Consider the following 21,179-nt stretch of genomic DNA (forward strand, 5'->3'; position numbering starts at 1 on the left):
GGTGATCGCGCCGTTCGCGTTCGTGTGTGCATCGCTGATCCTGTACTGGGCGAAGTGGCCGCTGACGGGCGAGATCATCCTGCTGATGGTCGTGGCGCTGCCGGTGTTCTTCTACTACCAGGCGAAGGTGGGCTTCACGGGCTTCAACCAGGACATGAAGGCGGCGTGGTGGCTGGTTGCGTACCTGCCGATCATGGCGCTGCTGTCGCTGATCGGCAGCAAACAGTTCGGCGGCCACGACGTGATTCCGTACGGCTGGGACATGCTGACGGTGATCGTGGTGTCGCTGGTGTTTTATTTCTGGGGCGTGAAGTCGGGGTATCGTTCGTCGTATCTCGATGAGCGTGAGACGCACGACGAAATTCTCGAAGGCATCGGCGCCTGATCACGCTGTACCGGTTTTCTCGCGCTGCGGCTGTGCGTAGCGGCGGCGCGGGAGGCAAGCAAAAAGCCCGTCGGACCCCAACGGTCCGACGGGCTTTTTTTCGGCTGTCGTCCTTGCGAAGGCGCCTTCGCTCAGGCGCTTACGCCGTCCCGAACACGTAGTTCGTCATCGCCAGCACGCGCTGGTAGGTGCCGAGCGACTGGATGTCGAGCGTGTAGTCGTCGTCCGCCGCGCCGAGTGCGGAGAAGACTGGCAGCAGGTGCTCGTCGGTCGGGTGCATCAACGCTGCATGCGGCGCCTGGCGGCGGTAGTCGAGCAGGGCATCGATGTCGTGCGCGGCAAGACGCGTTTCGAACCATTCGATGAACTCGTCGACGCGCGGGTCCGCATCCTCCCGCCGCGCCGAGAAATCCGCCGCGCGCAGATTGTGGGTGATCTGGCCGGAGCCGATCACCATCACGCCCTCGTCGCGCAACGCCCGCAGCGCACGGCCGACGCGGAAGTGGTGCGCCGGATCCATGCGCGGCTGGATCGACAGCTGGGCGACGGGCACGTCCGCCTGCGGGAACATCAGCAGCATCGGCACCCATGCGCCGTGGTCGAGACCATACGGCTGCGTGGCGGATTCGATGCCGTGGTCGCGCAACGCCTGCGCGGCGCGGCGCGCGACGTCCGGTGCGCCCGGCGCCGGGTATTCGATCTCGTAGAGCGCGCGCGGGAAGCCGTAGAAGTCGTGGATCGTCTCCGGCGTTTCGGCTGTGCTCGCGACGGGCGCGAGCGTGCCCCAGTGCGCGGACAGCATCAGGATGGCGTCGGGGCGCGGAAGCGCGTTGGACAGCGTCGCGAATTCAGCCGACGGCAACGCGGGGTCGATCGGCAGCGTCGGCGAGCCGTGCGACAGGTACAACGACGGTAAGCGGTTCATGGCGGCGGTCGCCGGCAAGGCGACCCGAAAGGTGAGGTTGCCGTAGAGAATAGGGGCGCACCCGTCAGAAATAAACGGCGCCGCTGGAATTGATTGTCTCGTGCCGGTTGGGAATCGACTGGACGGCTATACGGCTGGCTATTCGTCTACGGAGCCGCGCAGCCCCGGCCACGCCGGCGAGAGCGGTTCGCCGAGCGAGAACAGGTCGAGCACATGCGCGACGCTGTGATCGACCATCTCCTCGATCGATGCCGGCCGCTGGTAGAACGCAGGCAGCGGCGGAAAGATCACGCCGCCCATCTCGGTCACCGCGGTCATGTTGCGCAGATGCGCGAGGTTGAACGGCGTCTCGCGCACGAGCAGCACGAGCCGGCGGCGCTCCTTCAGCGTGACGTCGGCGGCGCGGGTGATCAGGTTGTCGGAGAGGCCATGCGCAACGCTCGCGAGCGTTTTCATCGAGCACGGCGCGATCACCATGCCGGCCGTCGCGAACGAACCCGATGCGATGCTCGCGCCGATATCGCGCACCGAGTGCACGACGTCGGCAAGCGGATGCACCTCGTCTTTCGTGAGCTGGAGCTCGTGCTGGATATTGAGCCAGCCGGCGCTGGAGATCAGCAGATGCGATTCGACGCCGCCGACGCGGCGCAGCATCTGCAGAAGGCGGATGCCGTAGAGGGCGCCCGTCGCGCCGGTGATGGCGACGACGAGCCGGCGAGGCGCCGCGGCACGCGAAAGCGACATGGCGGGCGGCGCGTCGCGAAAGAAGCGGCGCTTAAGCCGCGGCGAACAGCTGTTGCAGCTCGCCCGACTGGTACATCTCCATCATGATGTCCGAGCCGCCGACGAACTCGCCCTTCACGTAGAGCTGCGGAATGGTCGGCCAGTTCGAGAATTCCTTGATGCCCTGGCGGATCGCGTCGTCTTCGAGCACGTTGACGGTCTTCGGCGCATCGACGCCGCAGGCCTTCAGAATCTGGATCGCACGACCCGAGAAGCCGCACATCGGAAATTGCGCAGTGCCCTTCATGAAGAGGACGACCTGGTTCTCGTCGACGATTTGCTGGATGCGTTGTTGCGTGTCCATGAGGCTGACCTTGCGGTTTCTGAAAAGGGTGAAGACAGGCTGAAATGATAGCGGATTTCGTGCGGTGGGGCTGACGGCGGTGCGGCGCGTGGGCTCGCGCGCTCACCCGCGCAGCACGCCGCCGCTGATCCGCTCGATGCCCGCGAGGTCGCGCAGCGACTCCACTTCGCTGAAGCCCGCGGCTTCGAGCAGCGCGCGCACCGCGGCGGCCTGGTCGTAGCCGTGTTCGAGCCACAGCACGCCGTCGGGCAGCAGCCAGCCGGACGCGCCCGCGACGATCGCGCGGATCGCATCCAGCCCGTCCGCTTCGTCAGTCAGCGCGCCGCGCGGTTCGAAGCGCAGGTCGCCTTCGTCGAGATGCGGGTCGTTGCGGGCGATGTACGGCGGGTTGCTGACGATCGCGTGGAAGCGCGGTGTCGTCGCGGCATCGAGCGCGTCGTACCAGCTGCTTTCGATGCAGCGCAGCGGGCCGCCCGCGCGCGATGCGTCGAGCAGCTTCGCCGCGTTGCGCGCAGCGACGGCGAGTGCGTGCGGTGAACGGTCGACGGCGGTCACGTCCGCATCCGGCCGTTCAGCGGCGATCGCGACGGCGATCGCGCCGGTCCCCGTGCCGAGATCGAGCACGCGTGGGCGTGCGATGCCATCGAGCGCGGCCAGCGCCGTTTCGACCAGCAGTTCGGTTTCAGGGCGGGGAATCAGCACGTCGGGCGTGACCTCGAAGTCGAGGCCGAAAAACTCGCGCGAGCCGATCAGCTGCGCGACCGGTTCGCCCGCCACACGCCGCGCTTCGAGCGTCCGATAGTTCGTCACCGCGTCCGCGGGCAACGCTTCACCGGCGCGCGTGATCAGCTCCGTGCGGCGCCAGCCGAGCGCGTGTCCGAGCAGGATCCGCGCTTCGAGCGATGGCAACGGCGACGCGCGCAGCAGACTGTCGACGGTATCCACGCTGATGCTCAAGCAGTTCTCTCCACAGCGCTCACGCCGCATCGCCGAGCGACGCGAGCAGCTCGGCCTGATGCTCGGTGACGAGCGCGGCGATCAGCTCGTCGAGGTCGCCTTCCATGAGCGCTTCGAGACGGTACAGCGTCAGATTGATCCGGTGATCGGTGAGCCGCCCCTGCGGGAAGTTATACGTGCGAATGCGTTCCGAGCGGTCGCCCGAGCCGATCAGGCTCTTGCGGGTCGCGGCTTCCTTCGCGTGCTGCTCGTGGTACTGCTTGTCCTTGATGCGGGCCGCGAGCACCTTCAGCGCACGGTCCTTGTTCTTGTGCTGCGAGCGGTCGTCCTGACATTCGACGACGATCCCCGTCGGCATGTGCGTGACCCGCACCGCCGAATCCGTCTTGTTGATGTGCTGGCCGCCGGCGCCGGACGCGCGGAACGTGTCGATGCGCAGATCGGCCGGATTGATCTCGACCTCGCCGATTTCGTCGGCTTCCGGCATCACCGCGACGGTGCAGGCCGACGTGTGGATGCGACCCTGCGTTTCGGTGGCCGGCACACGCTGCACGCGATGGCCGCCGGACTCGAACTTGAGCTTCGAATACGCCGCCTCGCCCGCGATCCGCACGATCACTTCCTTGTAGCCGCCAAGATCCGATTCGCTCGCCGACATCATCTCGACCTGCCAGCGATTGCGCTCCGCATAGCGCAGGTACATGCGCAGCAGGTCGCCGGCGAACAGCGCGGATTCGTCGCCGCCGGTGCCCGCGCGAATTTCGAGGAAGATGTTGCGCTCGTCGTTCGGGTCTTTCGGCAGCAGCATCTTCTGCAGTTCGGTTTCGAGCTGCGCCATCCGGTCGCGTGCGCCGCGTACTTCCTCTTCGGCGAACTCGCGCATCGACGCGTCCGACAGCAGCTCCTGCGCGGTCGCTTCGTCGTTCAGCGCCTGGCGCCACAAGCCGTAGTGCTCGACAACCGGCCCAAGCTCCGCGTGCTCGCGGGTCAGCTTGCGGTATTGGTCGAGATTCGCGGTGACGTCGCCGCGGCTCAACAGATCGTTCAGTTCGGCCAGCCGGGTGGTGAGCTGGTCGAGCTTGCTTTGCATGCTCGTTTTCATCGGACGGTGTGCGGAAACGGATTCCGGAAAGAACGGCTGGATCGAATGAAGCAGGGTGTGGACCCGGAAGTGCGCTGCCGGACCGGAATGCTGCGAAGGACGATGCGAAGCGGTCGGCGCGGGAGCGCGAAGCGGCAGAGCGCCGCTAACGGTCCGACGGATGGTTGTGGCGATAGAAGCCGCTCATCAGCTCGATGAGCGAGTCGCGATCGTTGCCGCTCGCGCTGTTAAGCGCGTGAGTGGGGCCGTGGATCAGCTTGTTCGTGAGCGCCTGCGACAAGGCTTCGAGCACGGCGGCGGGGTCGTCGCCGCGCGCGAGCATCTTCTGCGCGCGTTCGACTTCGGCGCGACGCAGCGCATCGGCCTGGGTGTGCATGTGGCGGATCACCGGCACGATGCTGCGTGCGTCGAGCCACTGCATGAAGTTCTGCACGCGCGTTTCGATGATCGCCTCGGCCTGCGCGACCGCGGCCTGCCGCGACGCATTGCCCTCGCGAACGATCGCGCCGAGGTCGTCGACGGTGTACAGGAACACGTCTTCAAGCTGACCGACTTCGGGCTCGATGTCGCGCGGCACCGCGAGGTCGACCATGAAGATCGGGCGGTGACGCCGCGCCTTGATCGCGCGCTCGACGGCGCCCAGGCCGATGATCGGCAGCGTGGACGCCGTGCAGGACACGATGATGTCGAACTCGTGCATGCGCGTGGGCAGATCGGCGAGCGGGATCGCGTGACCGTTGAAGCGCTGCGCGAGCCGCGCGCCGCGTTCGGCGGTGCGGTTCGCGACGACCAGTTCGCGCGGCTGCTGCGCGGCGAAGTGCGTCGCGCACAGCTCGATCATCTCGCCGGCGCCGATGAAGAGCACCCGCTGGTTCGCGATCTTGTCGAAGATGCGCTGCGCGAGGCGCACGGCGGCCGCCGCCATCGAAACCGACTGCGCGCCGATTTCCGTCGTGCCGCGCACTTCTTTCGCAACCGCGAACGTGCGCTGGAACAGCTGGTTCAGATAGGTGCCGAGCGCGCCCGCTTCGGACGCGGTGCGGACCGCATCCTTCATCTGGCCGAGGATCTGGGTTTCGCCGAGCACCATCGAATCGAGCCCGGAGGCGACCCGGAAGGCATGGCGCACCGCCTCGGACTGCGGCAGCGCATAGACGTGGGGGGCGAGTGTCTCGACCGGCAGGTTGTGGTACTTCGACAGCCACTGCAGCGCGGCTTCGCGCACCGCTTGGTCGTCGGTTGCGCAGTAGAGCTCGGTGCGGTTGCAGGTGGAGAGAATCGCCGCCTCAGGCGCGGCCCGTTCGAGGGTTGGCCGCGCGCCGGTACGCGACTGCCACGCCTCCTTGAACAGGGCCAGCGCGGGTTTGATCTGTTCGAGCGGAAACGCCACGCGTTCGCGCAAGGCGACGGGCGCGGTGTGGTGATTGATTCCGATCGTGAGCAGATGCATAAGTGGGGCTATCGTTAAGCCCCATATTATAGCGGTTCCGACAGTCTTTCATTCGGGTCGACTGATACCGGGACGCAGCCTTTACCGATGTCGGGGTCGTCCGCAAGTACCTGATTCAACTGATAACCGTAGCCGTAGAGCGGCTTCAGGCTGTAGCCGTGCTACGGGCGCAGGTCCAGCTTGTTCAGGACCCGTGACGCATGCGTATCCAGCGTGCGCGACCGGATGTCGCGGCGGCGCCCCCAGACCGTCTCCAGGATATGGGCGCGGGACACGGGGCGGGACAGGTTCGCGAACAGCAGGTGGGCGAAGCGGAATTCCTTCGGTGTAAGTGTCGCGGTCCGGCCCCGAAAGGTGACCGAATATCGCACCGGATCGAATGCGTATTCGCCGAAGGTATCGCGGGCGCGGTTGCGCGGCCGGCGGATTCCGGTGCGGCGCAGGATCGCGTCCACGCGCGCGAGCATTTCGGGTCCGCGTACGGGCTTTGCGACGCAGTCGTCGGCGCCGGCGTGCAGGCAGGCCACCACCTCGCTTTCGCGAGGTGCGCTCAGCATGACGATGACGGGCAGCCCCGGCAGTAGCTGGTGCAGGCGGGCGATTACCTCGTCGGCGGGCAGGTCGCCGCCCCAGTTTTCGGTGATCAGAAGGTCGAAGGTTTCGGCGCGGGCGCAGGTGAGAAGCGCAGCGGCGGAGGTGAAGTGCTGGCAGACGTGGCCGCCGGCGAACAGCAGCCGGTTGACGATTTCCGCATGCCGGAGGTCGGGCTCGAGAAGGGCGATTCGCATGAAGAGCGCGGCAGCGGGACCGGCGCGGGATAATGACAGGATAGTGTCTGCTTGCCTAAAGCTATCCCTGACCCCTAAACTCAACCGCTACGCGGAAAGCGCCGTGCTGACTTGCGATCTGTTAATGAGATAAAAATGCTAGCTGTCGATACGTCCCCCGCCCATGAGACTAATCTGAATTTGTGCGCGGGGCGTGATTGATGGGTTGGCTCGGTATCGTGGTGCTGGGCGCGGCGATCGGTCTGGCGGGCTGGTGGCTGCACCCGCTGCGCCGCACGAGTCGCGCCCGTGCATGGCTCGGCGGCCTTGCCGGCGTGCTGGGCGCGGTGCTTGCCTCGATGGCCGGCAACGTGACCGGCCTCTTCCACGATGGCGATACGCTCGAATGGCCGGTCTGCGCCGGCCTTGCGCTGATCTTTGTGGCCGTGACGGTCGGCCTGCTGTCCCGTCGATGATTGCTTGCAGGTTACTACCATGAACGCCCGACTTTCCGATCCCACCACCATTCCCGAGCGTCTCGCGCTGCTGCGCCGTGCGATGACCGATGCGGGCCTCGCCGCGTACCTGATCCCCTCGGCCGATCCGCACCTGTCCGAATATCTGCCCGGCCGCTGGCAGGGGCGCCAGTGGCTGTCCGGTTTCACCGGCTCCGTCGGCACGCTGGTCGTGACCGGTACGTTCGCCGGCCTCTGGGTGGACAGCCGCTACTGGACCCAGGCCGAAGCGCAGCTCGCCGGCACCGGCGTGCAACTGATGAAGATGCTGGGCGGCCAGCAGACGCAGCCGCACGTCGAGTGGCTCGCGGAGAACGTGCCGTCCGGCGGCACGGTCGGCGTCGACGGCGCAGTGCTGGGACTCGCGGCCGCCCGCGCCCTCGATGCGGCGCTGACCGCACGCGGCGTCAAGCTGCGCACCGACGTCGATCTGCTCGACACGATCTGGCCGCAGCGCCCAACCTTGCCGGTGGAAACGGTGTACGAACACGTCGCGCCGCACGCCGACCTGACGCGCGCCGACAAGCTCGAACGAGTTCGCCAGCAGATGCGCGAGAAGGGCGCGCAGTGGCACTTCGTGTCGACGCTGGACGATCTCGCGTGGCTCTTCAACCTGCGCGGCGCCGACGTCAACTACAACCCGGTGTTCCTCGCGCACGCGCTGATCGGACTCGAACACGCGTCGCTGTTCGTCACGGACGGCAAGGTGTCGGCGGATCTCGCCGATGCACTGGCGCGCGACGGCGTGCAGGTCGAGCCGTATGCGAAAACTGCCGCGGCGCTCGCCGCACTGCCCGCCGGTGCGACGCTCCTGATCGACCCGCGCCGCATCACGTTCGGTTCGCTGCAGTCGGTGCCGCAGGGTGTGAAGGTGGTCGAGGCGGTGAATCCGAGCACGTTCTTCAAGTCGCGCAAGACCGAGGCCGAGGCCGCGCACGTCCGCGCGACGATGGAGCAGGACGGCGCCGCGCTCGCCGAGTTCTTCGCGTGGTTCGAAAGCGCACTCGGCCGCGAGACGATCACCGAGCTCACCATCGACGAAAAACTGACCGCCGCCCGCGCGCGCCGCCCCGGCTTCGTGACGCTGAGCTTCGCGACGATCGCCGGCTTCAACGGGAACGGCGCGATGCCGCACTACCGCGCCACGCCTGCGGACCACGCGACGATCGAAGGCAACGGTCTGCTGCTGATCGATTCGGGCGGCCAGTACCTGAGCGGCACCACCGACATCACGCGCGTCGTGCCGGTCGGCACCGTCAGCGCCGAGCAGCGTCGCGACTTCACGGTGGTGCTGAAGGGCATGATGGCGTTGTCGCGCGCGCATTTCCCGCGCGGCGTCCGTTCGCCGATGCTCGACGCAATCGCGCGCCAGCCGATCTGGGAAGCGGGCATGGACTACGGCCATGGCACGGGGCACGGCGTCGGCTATTTCCTGAACGTGCACGAAGGTCCGCAGGTGATCGCGCACGCTGCGGCGGCCGAAGCGTGGACGGCGATGGAGTCGGGCATGATCACGTCGGTCGAGCCGGGCATCTACCGGCCGGGTCGCTGGGGCGTGCGGATCGAGAATCTCGTGTTGAACCGCGAAGCCGAAAAGACGGAATTCGGCGACTTCCTCGAGTTCGAGACGCTCACGCTGTGCCCGATCGATACGCGCTGCATCGAGCTTTCGCTGCTGCGCGACGACGAGCGCGCATGGCTCAACGCGTATCACGAGATGGTGCGTACCCGCGTATCGCCGCATGTGACGGGCGATGCGAAGGCGTGGCTCGACACGCGCACGCAGCCCATCTGACCCGCGCGACGGAGCCCACGCATGCCGATCAAGGCGGTCGTATTCGATTTTGGCGGCGTGATCGTCGACTGGAATCCGCGTCATCTGTACCGTCAGCTGATTCCCGACGAGACCGAACGCGAGTGGTTTCTCGCGAACGTCTGCACGATGGACTGGGTGGTGCGTCAGGATGGCGGCCAGCCGCTCGCCGAAGGCACGGAGCAGCTGGTCGCGCGGTTTCCTGAGCATGAAGCGCTGATCCGCGCGTTCTACTCGCGCTGGCACGAGATGATCGGCGGACTGCTGGACGGCGGCGTGGCGACGTTCGAAAAGCTCGACGCGGCCGGCGTGCCGCTGTTCGGTCTGACGAACTGGTCGGCCGAGACATTCCCGTATGCGTGGGACAACTTCCCGATCCTCCGGCGCTTCCGCGATATCGTCGTGTCGGGCCGCGTCGGCCTGATCAAGCCGGACCGCGCGATCTACGACGAGATGACCCGCCGCATCCACGCGGCGCTGCCCGACGTGCAGCCGCACGAGATCGTCTTCATCGACGACAATCCGAAGAATGCCGAAGCCGCAACGTCGCTCGGCTGGCATGGCATCCATCACGTCGACAATGCGCAGACCGATGCCCGGCTGCGCGAACTCGGTCTGCCGGTTTAAGACAACTTGCGGACCTAGCGGGCCGGCGCCGGACCGAGCCGTTCGGCCACCGCGGCACACGCCGCGCGCAGCGGCGCCACATAGGTGTCGAGCGGCGTGTCGCTGCGGCGAAACAGCGGAATGCTCACACTGATGCACGCCACCGGTGATCCATCCGAGCCGGGAATCGCGCTGCCGTAGCAAAAGATCTGTGCTTCGTTTTCCTCACGGTCTTCCGCGTAGCCGCGTTCGCGCGTCGCATCGAGTTCGGCGCGCAGTGCCGCGCGGTCGGTGATCGTGTTCGGCGTGAAGCGCGCGAGCGTCAGGCTGTCGAGCAATGCATCGCGCGCCGTTACGTCGAGCGATGCGAGCCACGCCTTGCCGACCGAGCTCGAATACAGCGTGACACGCGTGCCGATGCGCGACGCCATCCGCACCGCATGCGGACTCTCCAGCTTCTCGATGTAGACCATCTCGCTGCCGCTGCGCACCGCGAGGTGCACGGTTTCCTGAGTCGCGTCGCGCAGCGCCTGCAACGCATCGGTTGCGGCAACGCGCAAGTCCGAGCGTTCCCAGCTGCGGCTCGCGAGCGTCAGCAGCCGCGGCCCCAGTTCGAACGTGCCGCCACGCTGGCTTTCCACGACCAACCCTTCGGCGATCAACGCACCGACGATCCGATACACAGTTGGCCGCGGAAAGCCGCTCGCGACTGCCAGTTGCGGCACGCTCGGCGCCTGCCCGGCATCGGCGATCAGCTGCAGCACCGTCATGAACTTCGCGAAGGCGGCGGTGCCGGTGGCTCGGGCGGCTTCGAGCGCGCTGTCGGTAGCGATGACTTTCATGCGGCGACTCACGCGACGAGGTAGCCGCCATCGACGGGCAACACGACGCCCGTGATGAACGATGCTGCCGGCGAACACAGAAACGCGACCGCGGGCCCTATGTCGTCGGGCGAGCCCCAACGGCCGAGCGGCGTGCGGTCGAGTATCGCCCGCGAGCGCGAGTCGTCGTCCTTCAGCGCCTGCGTGAGTGGCGTCGCGATCCAGCCCGGCGCGACCGCGTTTACGCGAATCCGGTCCGCCGCATACGCGATCGCGAGCGACTTCGTCAGTTGCGCGACGCCGCCTTTGCTCGCGCTATAACCGGGCACGAGGCCACCGCCGAAAAAGCTCAGCATCGATGCCGTGTTGACGATCGCGCCGCCGCTCGCGCGCAGCAACGGTCGCGCGGCCGCGCAGCAGCGCATCGTGCCGGTCAGGTTCACGTCGACGACCTGCGCGAACACATCGGGGTCGAGCTCCTGCTGCTGGCGGCGGATCACGCCCGCACAGTTGACCAGCACATCGAGCGACGTCAGCGACGCGAACAGCGCATCGACGTCCGCCCTCGACGCGACGTCGAGCGGCGCGACCTCGATGCTCTCCGCGGCGAGCGTGCTGCGCTGCTCGTCGGTGGGCGAGAGCGCGGCTGCGATCACGCGCGCGCCGAGCGCCGCGAGCTGTCGCGCGATGCCCGCGCCGATTCCCTGCGTGCCGCCAGTGACGACGGCCGTTTTGCCTGCGAACAGATCCGGTTGAAACGTCATGATGCTTGCTGTTTCCTGCGATGAAAGGTCAGGCGAGTTCGACGGACGCGCCCCGATCGGCGGTCTCCGCAATCGGCACGCGAACGACGAACATGTACACGAGCGCCGCCGCGAACGACACGCCGGCGCTGATCAGAAACGCGTTGACGAATGAGTGCGTGCGGTCGACCACCACGCCCGTGATGAACGGCGCGAACGAGCCGCCGAAATAGCCGCCGAAGTTCTGGATGCTGCCGAGCGACGCGACGAGATGCCGGGGCGCGGCGACGCTGACGAGCGCCCACGCGGCGCCGCTCGCGAGATTGACGAAGTACATCGCGAGCGACAGATAGACGATCGCGAGCGTGAGGTTCGGCGTGTAGGCGGCGGGCACCGTGAATACCGCGGCGCCGATCAGGCCCGTGCAGATCGGCCACTTGCGGCTGCGCATGCGCGCCATGCCGCTCGCCATCAGACCATCCGCGATGAAGCCGCTCGACAGCATGCCGAGCGTGCCGAAGATATACGGAATCGACACGATCCAGCCAGTCTTCGCGATCGTCAGATGCCGTTCGTGTTCGAGATACGCGGGCAGCCACGTGAGGTACAGCCACACCATGTAGATCACGCCCATGAAGCCGAAGATCATGCCCCACGTAGTGGGCGAGGCGAACAGGCCGCGCCATTCCGCGAAGGTCATCCGGCGTTCGAGCCGCGCGAGCGGTTCTTCCTCGGTCAGATGCTTGACCTCGTCAGGCGCGAGCGATATTTCGGCGCGATTGCGATAGACGAGATACCAGCCGACGGCCACCGCGATGCCGAGCACGCCCATCACGACGAACATGCCGCGCCAGCCGATCCAGAGCAGCAGCACGGTGAGGATCGGCGGCGCGAGCGCCGGGCCGATCGTCGACGACGTGGTGAAGATGCCGGTTGGCCGGCCCCGTTCGCGCAGCGCGAACCATTCGCTCACCACCTTTGCGCCAGCCGGAAACTGCGGCGCTTCACCGATGCCGAGCGCGATCCGCGCGACGAGAAACTGCGGCAGCGTTCGCACGAGCCCGCCGCACAGTTGCGCGCACGACCACACGAACATGCCGAGGCCGAGCATCACGCGCGCGCCGAAACGGTCGAGCAGCGCGCCCATCGGCAGCTGCGAGAACGCATAGGAAAACGAGAACGCGGACAACAGCAGACCCATCTGCGATGCGGACAGACCGAGTTCGCCGCTCACCGAATGATTGGCGATGGACAGCGTGCTGCGGTCCAGATAGTTGACGATGCCGGCCAGCGTCAGAATGACGAGCGCGATCCACTGGATGCGCCGGATGCGTGGTGTCTTCTCCTGCATGATGTCTCCTCCGATGCTCGTACGAGTCTGTGGAAGGTGCGTGGTGACTGCCTGGATGAAGCGTCGGTAATGCCTGGGTGATCCGCCTATCGCACGAACTGGTCGACGTAACTCGCGCCGAGGCCCACGCGTTCGTAATGGGCGCGGCACATGTCGAGCTTCGTGAACACGTCTTCGTAGCCGGTGTAGTTGCCGTACGGGTCGCAGTAGTACATGACGCCGTTCACCTGGAAGTACGTGATCATCTCCTCGACGTCTTCCGGCACGTAGAGCGTGTGCGTCTCGCCGGGCGGCTCGAACACGTAGCTGCCTTCGTTCGCGACCCAGTCGTGCTCCAGATAGCGCCAGCGCCCTTTGAGCACCAGGCCGTGCACCGCCTGCGGATGGCGATGACGGCTCAGCACGCCGGACTTGCGCACGCGCAGCAGGTTCATCCAGTAACCGGTCGACACGTTCAGGCACAGCGGGCGGAACCACACGTTCTCCGCCTGCGGCACCCATAGACGTTCGTCCTGCGGGATGGCCGATTCGACGACGATTTCGCGCTGCGCTTCGGGCGGATTGGGAAGCTGATAGGGCGTCATGGCGTCGACGCCGCTGGAGGGGGCGGGCATCACATCTCCTCGCTGTCCATAATATGGATCAATCGATCGTATTATGGACAAATGCTCTGCCTGATTCGACCGGTTGTCAAGCAACCGGCGTGGACGACGATTTACTTGCCGAGCAGATTCTTCAGCGCGTTGCCGAGGCCTTTGACCGTGTCGTTGACGCCGTTCGCGACGCCTTCCACGCTCACGCCGAGCGCGCCCGCGAGCCCTGCGCCGATCTTGGTCAGCAGGCTTTCGTTGACGGAGAACTTCGGATCGCGCAGGTTGCCGTCGAGCTCGAAGTGCAGCGTGATGTCGCCGTTGTGATGCTTGAGCGCCGCGACGATAGCCTGAGTCGGGATGGAGAGGAAGGTGTCGACCGGATTGCCGCTGCTGTCGAGCTGCAGGTTGTGCAGCGTCACCGTACCCGGCGCGTGAAGCTGATAGTTGCGCACCGTCGACGTCACGTGCAGATCGACCGTGCCGCTCTTCACCTGCGCGTGTGCGCCGGTTTTTTTCAGCAGATACGGATCGAGCGTTGCGATGTCGACGCCCTGAAGGTTGGTCGTGGTCTGCGAGTCCTTACTGGAAATCACGATCCAGCCGGAGAACGAGACCGTACCCGTGTGCTGCGGACCGGCGATCGAACCGGTGACGTCGAGATTGGTGGGATCGGTGAGATCGGGCAGATGCAGCGGGCCGACTTTGGCCTGCGCGTTCTTCACTGCGATGTGATACGGCGGGTTGCTGACGGACCGGTCGTAGAAGTTGAACACGCCCTGCTGGAACACGACGCTGTCGATCTGCTTCTCGCGCGGCATTTCCGGGCCGCCGCCCGGACCGCCGCTCGCCGACGTTGTCTGCTTTAGCGAGTCGCGCAGGTTCGGCAGAATTTCGAGGCGGCCGCCTGCTGAGCGCACCAGCGGCAGATCGAAGCCCTGCACCGTGACGCTGCGTATGTGCATGCGCCGCGCGAGCAGGTCGCGCAGATCGGGGACCAGCGTGATCGTGTCGGCGTGCAGCGAATACGGCGTGGGCCAGTCGGCGGGCGCCTTCAGCTGCACGTTTACGAGCTTGACCTCGGTCAGTCCGACGTCGATGCGCTCCGCGCTGCCGATCGGCGCCAACGCTTGCACGACGCGAGACTTCACCTCGCGCTGCGCGACATAGAGCGCCACCAGCGCGAGCACGACCAGCAGCACGACGCCGCCAAGTGCGGCTAAGGCCATGCGTTTGCCCTTCGACATCGCCATGCCTCGTTCCTCGTATGCGCTGTCGCGCGTCGAACTGCCGAAGCGCCGCGCGCGTCGTGGGGATTGCGCGCGGCGTCGTGACGACTGCATGCTTACCGCGAGATCGGCTTGTAGCGCAGGCGCTTCGGTCGTGCGGCCTCTTCGCCCAGACGCTGGCGTTTGTCCGCTTCGTATTCCTGGTAGTTGCCGTCGAAGAACGTCACCTGCGAATCGCCCTCGAACGCGAGGATGTGCGTCGCGATCCGGTCGAGGAACCAGCGGTCGTGCGAAATCACCATCACGGAGCCGGCGAATTCGAGCAGCGCATCTTCGAGCGCCCGCAGCGTTTCGACGTCCAGATCGTTCGACGGTTCATCGAGCAGCAGCAGATTGCCGCCCGCGATCAGCGTCTTCGCGAGATGCAAACGGCCGCGTTCGCCGCCCGACAGGTTGCCGACCACCTTCTGCTGGTCGCCGCCCTTGAAGTTGAAGCGGCCGATGTACGCGCGCGACGGCGTCTCGTACTTGCCGACCGTGAGCACATCCGCGCCGCCCGAGATCTCTTCGAACACCGTCTTCGAGCCGTCGAGCGCATCGCGGCTCTGGTCGACGTACGCGAGCTTGACCGTCGGCCCGACCGCGATTTCGCCCGAGTCCGGCTGCTCGCGGCCCGTCAGCATGCGGAACAGCGTGGACTTACCGGCGCCGTTCGGCCCGATGATGCCGACGATCGCGCCCGGCGGCACCTTGAAGCTCAGGTTGTCGATCAGCAGGCGATCGCCGTACGACTTGCTCACGTTCTTGAACTCGAACACCTCGTTACCGAGACGGTCGCCGACCGGAATGAAGATTTCCTGCGTCTCGTTGCGCTTCTGGTAGTCCTGGCTGTTGAGTTCCTCGAAGCGCGCGATACGCGCCTTCGATTTCGCCTGACGGCCCTTGGGGTTCTGGCGCACCCACTCCAGTTCCTTCTTGATCGCTTTCTGGCGCGCCGATTCCGACGCCTCTTCCTGCTTCAGGCGCTCTTCCTTCTGGTCGAGCCAGCTGCTGTAGTTGCCCTTCCACGGAATGCCGTGGCCGCGGTCGAGTTCGAGAATCCACTCCGCCGCGTTGTCGAGGAAGTAGCGATCGTGGGTGACCGCGACGACGGTGCCCGGAAAGCGCGTGAGGAACTGCTCGAGCCATTCGACCGATTCCGCGTCGAGGTGGTTGGTTGGCTCATCCAGCAGCAGCATGTCGGGCTTTTCGAGCAGCAGCTTGCACAGCGCGACGCGGCGCTTTTCGCCGCCCGACAGGTGCTCGATCTTCGCGTCCCACGGCGGCAGGCGCAGCGCGTCCGCGGCCACTTCGATCTGCTGTTCGGGGCTGCCGCCATCGCTCGCGGCGAGGATCGCTTCGTACTTCGCCTGTTCGGCCGCGAGCGCGTCGAAGTCGGCGTCCGGCTCCGCGTACGCCGCATAGATTTCGTCCAGCTTCTTCTGCGCGCCGAACACTTCGCCGAGGCCTTCCTCGACTGCTTCGCGCACGGTCTTCTGCGGATCGAGCTGCGGCTCCTGCGGCAGATAGCCGATGTTCAGGTTCGGCATCGGCGTGGCTTCGCCTTCGATGTCCTTGTCGACGCCGGCCATGATCCTGATCAGCGTGGACTTGCCCGAACCGTTCAAGCCGAGCAGACCGATCTTCGCGCCCGGAAAGAACGACAACGAGATGTCCTTCAGGATCTGGCGTTTGGGCGGCACGATCTTGCCGACCCGGTTCATGGTGAAGACGTATTGGGCCATGTGTGTGTATCAGGCATTGACGCCGCGTGCCCAGACAAGCAGGGCGGACGGCAGGGTGAACGGGTCCCGGGCGCGCCGGCGGGCCGGCGCGCGGGAGAATCGCCATTGTACTTCGGGGCCAGGGCCGCAGCGATCGCCTATGCCGTCAGGACAAGGCGTTCGCGCGCGGCGCGCGGCCAACGCGGGGAGGGGAGCAGGAATCGGGCCGCGGTTTGCCTGGGCGCACTACAGCCACTGCGCGACGCCACCGTGGCGCGAGCAGGTGCCGCTGTGATGGCGGCTGAAGCTGTAAGTACCGTCACGACAACCAGCCGTGGCGCCTTCGGGGGCTTTGCCGGACAGCGAGCGGGCGGGGGCGTGCACTGTGTCGCCGTCGCGGTTCTGGTACGTGTGATGGTTGCTGAGGTCGGCCCCGTCGGGCGCCTGGCCAGCCGGCTGATACGCGAACGCCGTGCTGCCGGCGAGCAGCAGGACGGCGGCGAGCGAGGCGAGTTTTTGCAATCTCAATTGGCGCGACGTCCCGTTTCAGGATCGAAGAAGTGCAGATGCCGCGCCGGCAGCGACACCGTCAGCGCTTCGCCGGACGCCGGACGGTGCGCGTGAGGCAGCCGCGCCGTCACGTCGTGCGAGCCCCAGCGGCCGTGCGCGAGATTGTCGGCGCCGAGCAGTTCGCACGAATCGACGACGAGCGTCGCCGACGACGCGGCGTGCGCGCCGCCGTCGGCTGCCGGCGTCAGATGTTCGGGGCGGATGCCCAGGATCCACTCGCGTCCCGCCGCGACCTCGCGGCCGATGCACGGCACGCTGACGAGCGGCAGGGTCGGGCCGCCGTCGGCGACGACGAACGCGGAGCCGCGGTCGTCGATGCGGCCTTTGATCAGATTCATGCCCGGCGAGCCGATGAAGCTCGCGACGAACACCGTCGCGGGGCGCTCGTACACTTCAGTCGGCGCGCCGATCTGCTCGGCGTGGCCGCGGTTCATCACGATCACACGCTGCGCGAGCGTCATCGCTTCGATCTGGTCGTGCGTCACGTAGAGGCTGGTGGTGGCGAGCCGCGCGTGCAGCCGCTGGATTTCGAGGCGCATCTGCACGCGCAGCCGCGCATCGAGATTCGACAGCGGTTCGTCGAACAGGAACACCGCCGGTTCGCGGACGATCGCGCGGCCCATCGCGACACGCTGGCGCTGCCCGCCCGACAGCTCGCGCGGCCGGCGTTCGAGCAGCGCCTCGAGTTCGAGAATCTTCGCCGCGCCCGCCACGCGCCGCTCGATTTCCGTACGCTCCACGCCCGCGATCTTCAGCGCGTAGCCCATGTTCTGCGCGACCGTCATGTGCGGATAGAGCGCGTAATTCTGGAACACCATCGCGATGTTGCGATCCTTCGGCTCGAGCTGGTTGACCACCTTGCCGTCGATCGACACCGTGCCGTCCGAGATGCTTTCGAGCCCGGCGACCATCCGCAGCAACGTCGATTTGCCGCAGCCCGACGGGCCGACCATCACGACGAATTCGCCGTCCTTCACGTCGACGTCGATGCCGTGCAGCACGAACTGCTTGCCGTCGTAGGTTTTCTTTACGCTGTTGAGGGTGAGTGCAGCCATCGCGTGTGCCCTGTTATCGGTTCTTGCCGTTTGCTTGTCGGTTGTTCGGTCATTTCTCGGCGTCGACGAGGCCGCGCACGAACCAGCGCTGCATCGTCAGCACGACGACGAGCGGCGGCAGCATCGCGAGCAGTGTCGCGGTCATCACGAGATGCCATTCGGTGGCGGTGTCGCCCGACGCGATCATGCTCTTGATGCCCACCACGGCGGTCAGCATCGACTGCTCGTTCGTGATCAGGATCGGCCACAGGTATTGATTCCAGCCGTAGATGAAGGTGATCACGAAGAGCGCCGCGATGTTGGTCTTCGACAGCGGCAGCACGACGTCCCACAGGAACCGCAGTGCGCCCGCGCCGTCGATGCGCGCGGCCTCCATCAGCTCGTCGGGCAGCGTCAGGAAGAACTGGCGGAACAGGAACGTCGCCGTCGCCGATGCGAGCAGCGGCAGCGTCAGGCCCGCATACGTGTTGGTCAGATGCATCGACGCCACCACCTGCACGGTCGGGAAGATGCGCACTTCCACCGGCAGCATCAGCGTGACGAAGATCAGCCAGAACGCCGTCTGCCGGAACGGAAAGCGGAAGAACACGATCGCGTACGCGGAGATCATCGACACGGCGATCTTGCCGATCGCGATCACGAGCGCCATCACGAGACTGTTCAGCAGCATGTCGCCGAAGGGCGCGGCAGCGTTGCCGCTGCCGTGCGTCCAGACGGTCTTGATGTTTTCGAACAGGTGCGAGCTCGGCACGAGCGACAGCGGCACCGTGAACACTTCGTGCGCGTTCATCGTCGCCGCGCAGAACGCGACGTACACGGGGAACACGACGAGCAGCACGCCGACGATCAGCGTCGCGTGGCAGAAGAGGTCGAAACCACGGCGATTTTCGATCATGCGTATTGCACCCTTCGCTCGATGAAGCGGAACTGCACGACTGTCAGGCCGACGACGATCAGCATCAGCACGACTGACTGCGCGCCCGAGCTGCCGATGTCGAGCCCCTGGAAGCCTTCCGCGAAGATCTTGTAGATCAGCGTGCGGGTGGATTGCGCGGGGCCGCCGCCCGTTGCCGCATCGATCACCGGGAAGGTGTCGAAGAACGCGTAGACCAGATTGACGACGAGCAGGAAGAAGGTGGTCGGCGACAGCAGCGGCACCGCGATGCCGAAGAAGCGGCGCAGCGGACCCGCGCCGTCGATCGCGGCCGCTTCGATCAGCGAACGCGGGATCGCCTGCAGGCCCGCATAGAAGAACAGGAAGTTGTAGCTGACCTGCTGCCACACCGAAGCGAGCACCACGAGGAACATCGCCTGACCCGCGTTCAGCGCGTGATTCCAGACGATGCCGTACTTCGCGAGTGCGTAGGTGACGAGCCCGATGCTCGGGTTAAACAGAAACGACCACAACACCGCCGCGATCGCCGGCGCGACGGCGTACGGCCAGATCAGCAGCGTCTGGTAGGCTTTCGCGCCGCGCGTCACGCGGTCGGCGCACATTGCGAGCAGCAGCGAGATCACGAGGCCGCTGACGGTGACGAGCGCGCAGAAGATCATCGTCGTCTCGAACGACGACAGGTACAGTGGATCGGCGAACAGCTGCTGGAAATTCTTGAGCCCGACGAACACGCTCGACGTGCCGAATGCGTCCTGGGTCTGCGTGGACTGCCATAGCGCGACGCCGGCGGGCCACAGGAAGAAGACCACCGTGATCGCGAGTTGCGGCGCGACGAGCAGGTAGGGCAGGACGCTGGTGCCGAAGCGGGAACGCTTGTCCATCGAGACTATCCTGGGTTGATGAGGCGATGCGCGCACGCGCGACGCAGCCTTCTGGCCACGCCGCGCGCGCGGATTCAAACTGCCTGCGTTGTGCTGCTTGAATGCTTAGCTGCCTTGCTGCTGGAAGCGACGCAGCAGTTCGTTGCCGCGTGCTACGGCCGAGTCGAGCGCATCCTTCGGCGACTTCTTGTCCGCCCACACCTGCTCGAGCTCTTCGTCGATGATGGTACGGATCTGCGGCATGTTGCCAAGACGCAGGCCCTTCGTGAACGGCAGAGGCGGCTTGTTCAGCATCTGCTTGATCGCGGTTTCGCTGCCCGGGTTCTTCGCGTAGAAGCCCTGTTGCTGCGTCAGCTGGTACGCAGCGGTCGTGACCGGCAGGTAGCCCGTGTCCTGATGCCACTTCGCGGCGACCGCCGGCGAGGTCAGATACGCGAGGAACTTCGCGACGCCCTTGTAGGTGTTTTCGTCCTTGCCGGACAGCACCCACAGGCTCGCGCCGCCGATGATCGCGTTCTGCGGCGCGCCCTTCACGCTCTGGTCGTACGGCATCATGCCGGTGCCGAAGTTGAACTTCGCGTACTTCTTGATCGTCGCGAGCGAGCCGGACGAATTGGTGATGATGCCGCACTCGCCGCTGTAGAACTTCGACACCGGCTCATCCTTGCGGCCCACATACGTGAACGTGCCTTCCTTCGCCATGTTCTGCAGGAACTGGATATGCGCGATCTGCAGCGGCTTGTTGAATTCGAGCTGCGCGTCGAGGCCGTCGAAGCCGTTGTTTTCGGTCGCGAACGGCGCGCCGTGCCAGGCGCTGTAGTTTTCGAGCTGGATCCAGCTCTGCCATCCCGACGAATAGCCGCACGACATGCCCGATGCCTTCAGCTTCTTCGCGTCGGCCTCGAGTTCATCCCACGTGCGCGGCGGCTGCTCGGGATCGAGACCAGCCTTCTTGAAGGCGTCCTTGTTGTAGTACAGGACCGGCGTCGAGCTGTTGAACGGCATCGACACGAGACCGCCCGTCTTCGCGTCGCTGTAGTAGCTCGCGATGGTCGGCACGAAGGCCTTTTCGTCGAGCGGCACGCCGGTCTGCTTGAACAGTTCGGAGACCGGCAGGACGGCCTTCTTCGCCTGCATCATCGTTGCGGTGCCAACTTCATAGACCTGCAGGATCGCGGGGGCGTTGCCGCTGCGGTAGGCAGCGATGCCGGCTGCGAGCGTCTGATCGTAGGTGCCCTTGAAAACGGGCACGATCTTGTAGTCGCTCTGGGACTTGTTGAAGTCGTTGGCGATGTCGTTCAGATGCTCGCCGAGGGCGGCTTCCATCGCATGCCAGAACTGGATTTCCGTGGTGGCGTGCGCGCTTTGCGCAACGCCGAGCGCGAGAACGGCCGCGACCGACAGCGAACGGAAAAGGGGCTTGCAATCCATCGTTTGGTCTCCTTTGCGGATGACGGGCTGGTTATGAATTGCGCGATTGTATTTACGTTCTGTGACAGTTCATGCTTGGCGAATACCCTGGTGTGGAGGTATGCGCCCATTCGGTTTGGATAACTGTGGTTGATGGGGCAACGGGTGAGCATTTAACATTTTTCGCAGTACCGCCACTCCCGGTGCGTTCGCTCCGGATACAAAAAAGCCCGCGAATGTGTGTCGCGGGCTTCTTTGATTGTG

General features: G+C 65.7%; 20 protein-coding genes and 2 pseudogenes. 4 read left to right on the top strand and 18 right to left on the bottom strand.

The features are described 5' to 3' along the window. Positions 1-385: pseudogene (locus DVS29_RS33145) on the top strand (amino acid:proton symporter); the annotation flags it as partial. A 139-nt stretch (positions 386-524) separates the two neighbouring features. Here the strand turns inward: DVS29_RS33145 and DVS29_RS33150 are convergent. The 7 genes and pseudogenes from DVS29_RS33150 to DVS29_RS33180 form a co-directional block, all read right to left on the bottom strand. Beyond that, positions 525-1,310 (bottom strand): DODA-type extradiol aromatic ring-opening family dioxygenase, encoded by a 786-nt coding sequence (locus DVS29_RS33150; protein WP_118184908.1) that lies wholly within the window; start codon positions 1,308-1,310, stop codon positions 525-527. Between the two features lie 138 nt (positions 1,311-1,448). Next, positions 1,449-2,054: a UbiX family flavin prenyltransferase gene (locus DVS29_RS33155; RefSeq protein WP_118184910.1), complete on the bottom strand. Its 606-nt coding sequence runs from the start codon at positions 2,052-2,054 to the stop codon at positions 1,449-1,451. Between the two features lie 31 nt (positions 2,055-2,085). Then, positions 2,086-2,397: a Grx4 family monothiol glutaredoxin gene (grxD, locus tag DVS29_RS33160; protein ID WP_118184912.1), complete on the bottom strand. Its 312-nt coding sequence runs from the start codon at positions 2,395-2,397 to the stop codon at positions 2,086-2,088. Positions 2,398-2,499: 102 nt separating this feature from the next. Beyond that, entirely contained in the window at positions 2,500-3,384 is an 885-nt protein-coding gene (gene prmC, locus DVS29_RS33165) for a peptide chain release factor N(5)-glutamine methyltransferase (RefSeq protein ID WP_118184914.1), read from the bottom strand. Then, positions 3,374-4,456 carry a peptide chain release factor 1 gene (gene prfA, locus DVS29_RS33170; protein ID WP_118184916.1) on the bottom strand — a complete coding sequence of 361 codons (1,083 nt, stop codon included), beginning with the start codon at positions 4,454-4,456 and terminating at the stop codon, positions 3,374-3,376. The genes prmC and prfA overlap by 11 nt, the downstream gene beginning before the upstream one ends. A gap of 145 nt (positions 4,457-4,601) precedes the next feature. Beyond that, the gene (hemA, locus tag DVS29_RS33175; protein WP_118184918.1) at positions 4,602-5,906 is read right to left on the bottom strand and encodes a glutamyl-tRNA reductase; all 1,305 of its coding nucleotides are present in this window, start codon (positions 5,904-5,906) and stop codon (positions 4,602-4,604) included. A gap of 164 nt (positions 5,907-6,070) precedes the next feature. After that, positions 6,071-6,694: pseudogene (locus tag DVS29_RS33180) on the bottom strand (response regulator transcription factor); the annotation flags it as partial. 200 nt (positions 6,695-6,894) lie between these two features. Here DVS29_RS33180 and DVS29_RS33185 point away from each other — a divergent pair. From DVS29_RS33185 to DVS29_RS33195, 3 genes are read left to right on the top strand one after another with little or no spacing between them, the layout of a single operon-like run. Then, complete coding sequence (locus tag DVS29_RS33185; protein WP_118184922.1) at positions 6,895-7,149, top strand: hypothetical protein; 255 nt, start codon at positions 6,895-6,897, stop codon at positions 7,147-7,149. Between the two features lie 19 nt (positions 7,150-7,168). After that, positions 7,169-8,983 (top strand): aminopeptidase P family protein, encoded by a 1,815-nt coding sequence (locus DVS29_RS33190; RefSeq protein ID WP_118184924.1) that lies wholly within the window; start codon positions 7,169-7,171, stop codon positions 8,981-8,983. Positions 8,984-9,004: 21 nt separating this feature from the next. Then, positions 9,005-9,628 carry an HAD family hydrolase gene (locus DVS29_RS33195; protein WP_118184926.1) on the top strand — a complete coding sequence of 208 codons (624 nt, stop codon included), beginning with the start codon at positions 9,005-9,007 and terminating at the stop codon, positions 9,626-9,628. A gap of 14 nt (positions 9,629-9,642) precedes the next feature. Here the strand turns inward: DVS29_RS33195 and DVS29_RS33200 are convergent, their stop codons facing one another. The 11 genes from DVS29_RS33200 to ugpB all read right to left on the bottom strand — a co-directional run bounded on the left by DVS29_RS33200 (position 9,643) and on the right by ugpB (position 20,936). Further along, entirely contained in the window at positions 9,643-10,449 is an 807-nt protein-coding gene (locus DVS29_RS33200) for an IclR family transcriptional regulator (protein WP_118184928.1), read from the bottom strand. Positions 10,450-10,457: 8 nt separating this feature from the next. Beyond that, on the bottom strand, positions 10,458-11,192 hold the full coding sequence (locus tag DVS29_RS33205; RefSeq protein WP_118184930.1) for an SDR family NAD(P)-dependent oxidoreductase: 735 nt from the start codon (positions 11,190-11,192) through the stop codon (positions 10,458-10,460). A 28-nt stretch (positions 11,193-11,220) separates the two neighbouring features. Then, on the bottom strand, positions 11,221-12,522 hold the full coding sequence (locus DVS29_RS33210; RefSeq protein ID WP_118184932.1) for an MFS transporter: 1,302 nt from the start codon (positions 12,520-12,522) through the stop codon (positions 11,221-11,223). A gap of 86 nt (positions 12,523-12,608) precedes the next feature. Beyond that, positions 12,609-13,136, bottom strand: coding sequence for a 2,4'-dihydroxyacetophenone dioxygenase family protein (locus DVS29_RS33215; protein WP_118184934.1), 528 nt, complete (start codon positions 13,134-13,136; stop codon positions 12,609-12,611). Positions 13,137-13,237: 101 nt separating this feature from the next. Continuing rightward, positions 13,238-14,365, bottom strand: coding sequence for a DUF748 domain-containing protein (locus DVS29_RS33220; RefSeq protein WP_118184936.1), 1,128 nt, complete (start codon positions 14,363-14,365; stop codon positions 13,238-13,240). Between the two features lie 92 nt (positions 14,366-14,457). Further along, the gene (ettA, locus tag DVS29_RS33225) at positions 14,458-16,125 is read right to left on the bottom strand and encodes an energy-dependent translational throttle protein EttA (protein ID WP_118184938.1); all 1,668 of its coding nucleotides are present in this window, start codon (positions 16,123-16,125) and stop codon (positions 14,458-14,460) included. A gap of 225 nt (positions 16,126-16,350) precedes the next feature. Next, on the bottom strand, positions 16,351-16,632 hold the full coding sequence (locus tag DVS29_RS33230; RefSeq protein WP_118184940.1) for a DUF3761 domain-containing protein: 282 nt from the start codon (positions 16,630-16,632) through the stop codon (positions 16,351-16,353). Then, entirely contained in the window at positions 16,629-17,729 is a 1,101-nt protein-coding gene (locus DVS29_RS33235) for a sn-glycerol-3-phosphate import ATP-binding protein UgpC (protein ID WP_118184941.1), read from the bottom strand. The genes DVS29_RS33230 and DVS29_RS33235 overlap by 4 nt, the downstream gene beginning before the upstream one ends. Before the next feature lie 49 nt (positions 17,730-17,778). After that, on the bottom strand, positions 17,779-18,624 hold the full coding sequence (ugpE, locus tag DVS29_RS33240) for a sn-glycerol-3-phosphate ABC transporter permease UgpE (RefSeq protein WP_118184943.1): 846 nt from the start codon (positions 18,622-18,624) through the stop codon (positions 17,779-17,781). After that, on the bottom strand, positions 18,621-19,505 hold the full coding sequence (gene ugpA / locus DVS29_RS33245) for a sn-glycerol-3-phosphate ABC transporter permease UgpA (RefSeq protein ID WP_118184946.1): 885 nt from the start codon (positions 19,503-19,505) through the stop codon (positions 18,621-18,623). Before ugpA ends, ugpE begins: the two co-directional genes overlap by 4 nt. A 105-nt stretch (positions 19,506-19,610) precedes the next feature. Further along, entirely contained in the window at positions 19,611-20,936 is a 1,326-nt protein-coding gene (gene ugpB / locus DVS29_RS33250; protein ID WP_118184948.1) for a sn-glycerol-3-phosphate ABC transporter substrate-binding protein UgpB, read from the bottom strand. Positions 20,937-21,179: the final 243 nt, after the last annotated feature.

Source organism: Paraburkholderia phosphatilytica (genome assembly GCF_003443895.1).
GTDB classification, from domain to species: domain Bacteria; phylum Pseudomonadota; class Gammaproteobacteria; order Burkholderiales; family Burkholderiaceae; genus Paraburkholderia; species Paraburkholderia phosphatilytica.

What these genes read in the sequence shown, in the direction of transcription:
- DVS29_RS33220 (WP_118184936.1), bottom strand. Translation starts at nt 14,365, where the DNA reads ATGGCGATGTCGAAGGGCAAACGCATGGCCTTAGCCGCACTTGGCGGC.
- DVS29_RS33205 (WP_118184930.1), bottom strand. Translation starts at nt 11,192, where the DNA reads ATGACGTTTCAACCGGATCTGTTCGCAGGCAAAACGGCCGTCGTCACT.
- DVS29_RS33235 (WP_118184941.1), bottom strand. Translation starts at nt 17,729, where the DNA reads ATGGCTGCACTCACCCTCAACAGCGTAAAGAAAACCTACGACGGCAAG.
- ugpA (WP_118184946.1), bottom strand. Translation starts at nt 19,505, where the DNA reads ATGGACAAGCGTTCCCGCTTCGGCACCAGCGTCCTGCCCTACCTGCTC.
- prmC (WP_118184914.1), bottom strand. Translation starts at nt 3,384, where the DNA reads ATGCGGCGTGAGCGCTGTGGAGAGAACTGCTTGAGCATCAGCGTGGAT.
- DVS29_RS33155 (WP_118184910.1), bottom strand. Translation starts at nt 2,054, where the DNA reads ATGTCGCTTTCGCGTGCCGCGGCGCCTCGCCGGCTCGTCGTCGCCATC.
- ugpE (WP_118184943.1), bottom strand. Translation starts at nt 18,624, where the DNA reads ATGATCGAAAATCGCCGTGGTTTCGACCTCTTCTGCCACGCGACGCTG.
- DVS29_RS33215 (WP_118184934.1), bottom strand. Translation starts at nt 13,136, where the DNA reads ATGCCCGCCCCCTCCAGCGGCGTCGACGCCATGACGCCCTATCAGCTT.
- grxD (WP_118184912.1), bottom strand. Translation starts at nt 2,397, where the DNA reads ATGGACACGCAACAACGCATCCAGCAAATCGTCGACGAGAACCAGGTC.
- ugpB (WP_118184948.1), bottom strand. Translation starts at nt 20,936, where the DNA reads ATGGATTGCAAGCCCCTTTTCCGTTCGCTGTCGGTCGCGGCCGTTCTC.
- DVS29_RS33185 (WP_118184922.1), top strand. Translation starts at nt 6,895, where the DNA reads ATGGGTTGGCTCGGTATCGTGGTGCTGGGCGCGGCGATCGGTCTGGCG.
- DVS29_RS33150 (WP_118184908.1), bottom strand. Translation starts at nt 1,310, where the DNA reads ATGAACCGCTTACCGTCGTTGTACCTGTCGCACGGCTCGCCGACGCTG.
- hemA (WP_118184918.1), bottom strand. Translation starts at nt 5,906, where the DNA reads ATGCATCTGCTCACGATCGGAATCAATCACCACACCGCGCCCGTCGCC.
- DVS29_RS33190 (WP_118184924.1), top strand. Translation starts at nt 7,169, where the DNA reads ATGAACGCCCGACTTTCCGATCCCACCACCATTCCCGAGCGTCTCGCG.
- DVS29_RS33210 (WP_118184932.1), bottom strand. Translation starts at nt 12,522, where the DNA reads ATGCAGGAGAAGACACCACGCATCCGGCGCATCCAGTGGATCGCGCTC.
- DVS29_RS33200 (WP_118184928.1), bottom strand. Translation starts at nt 10,449, where the DNA reads ATGAAAGTCATCGCTACCGACAGCGCGCTCGAAGCCGCCCGAGCCACC.
- prfA (WP_118184916.1), bottom strand. Translation starts at nt 4,456, where the DNA reads ATGAAAACGAGCATGCAAAGCAAGCTCGACCAGCTCACCACCCGGCTG.
- DVS29_RS33195 (WP_118184926.1), top strand. Translation starts at nt 9,005, where the DNA reads ATGCCGATCAAGGCGGTCGTATTCGATTTTGGCGGCGTGATCGTCGAC.
- ettA (WP_118184938.1), bottom strand. Translation starts at nt 16,125, where the DNA reads ATGGCCCAATACGTCTTCACCATGAACCGGGTCGGCAAGATCGTGCCG.